At 39.1% G+C, this 1,360-nt stretch carries 1 protein-coding gene; it reads left to right on the top strand.

The genetic code is table 11. The features are described from left to right. Positions 1-431 precede the first annotated feature (431 nt). A partial coding sequence (gene repM / locus EXE10_RS20950) for a replication initiation protein RepM (protein WP_213073873.1) occupies positions 432-1,360 on the top strand: 929 nt, incomplete at its 3' end.

The following is a 1,360-nucleotide window of genomic DNA, read 5'->3' as shown; positions in this document are numbered from 1 at the left end:
GCTTTTTGGGGTTTGGGGCTTGCCCCAACAAGGCACAGAGTAGGAATTTTGAACGGTAGTGAAAAAGTACCCTCTGTGTGTCCTTGCTCAATGCTTTTAAAATCTTTGGTTTTTCTCCGTCATTTGCAAAAATTGCCCCTGACGTAACGAAGTGAAGTCAAAAAAGTTTGAGCTTTAGCGAAAACCGAGGGCAATTTTCATGAAAAATTGGGCTTTTAATGTTTTTAAATGCTTTTAAATGCTTTTAGCCATACTGAAATGCAAGTATAGCAAGGCATACAGAGGACATAAGACGAGATTTACCTACCAATAAGACGAGATTTACCTACCAATAAGACGAGATTTACCTACCAATAAGACGAGATTTACCTACCATAAGACGAGATGTTATGATAAATTCGTTTTAACGAAAAAATTTTAATTCACGTCTTATGAGTAAATTAGTAGTGAAAGACAATGCCCTAATGAACGCTAGTTACAACTTGGATCTCGTTGAACAGCGCTTAATCTTGTTGGCGATTGTTGAAGCAAGAGAGTCAGGAAAGGGAATTAATGCCAATGACCCTTTAACCGTCCATGCAGAGAGTTATATCAATCAATTTGGCGTAGCTAGACAAACAGCCTACCAAGCCCTCAAAGATGCTTGTGATGATCTATTTGCACGTCAATTCAGTTACCAGGAAATCAATGAACGAGGAAATACCGAAAACGTCCGTTCACGTTGGGTTAGTGAAGTTCGCTATGTGGATGCAGAAGCTACAGTGAAGTTAATCTTCGCTCCTATCGTCATCCCTTTAATTACAAGGCTTGAGGAACGTTTTACTCAGTATGAAATGAAACAGATAAGCGAGCTTTCAACAGGTTATGCAATTCGTTTGTATGAGTTACTGATCTGCTGGAGAACCACAGGGAAAACACCAATCATAGAATTGGCTGACTTTCGGCAAAAAATGGGTGTTCTCGATGCTGAATATCAACGCATGTATGATTTAAAAAAATACGTTTTAGAGCCGTCTCTCAAACAAATCAACGAGCATACAGACATCACAGCGAGCTACGAACAGCACAAAAAAGGGCGGACAATCACAGGATTTTCATTCAAGTTTAAACAGAAGAAAAAAACAGGGACAGAAACGCCAAAAAACAGCGATTTTAGCGATTCTAAGCAAAAACCCGTAGAAATCCCTGATGAAGTCGTAAAACAGCCTAAAAACGCAAATATGGACGTTTTAGAACACCGTAAAAGCAAAATTACAGGGTTAATCATGTCGAATGGCTTAGCAGATCGGTTTAAACGTGGTGATGAGTCAGTCATGGATATGATGAAACGCATCAAAGAAGAAATTACAACTGATGCAAC

This window comes from Acinetobacter sp. WCHAc060033, assembly GCF_004209125.1.
GTDB classification, from domain to species: Bacteria; Pseudomonadota; Gammaproteobacteria; order Pseudomonadales; family Moraxellaceae; genus Acinetobacter; species Acinetobacter wuhouensis.
Note: the sequence above shows the minus strand (reverse complement) of the source record. Positions and strands in the feature narration are given on the sequence as shown.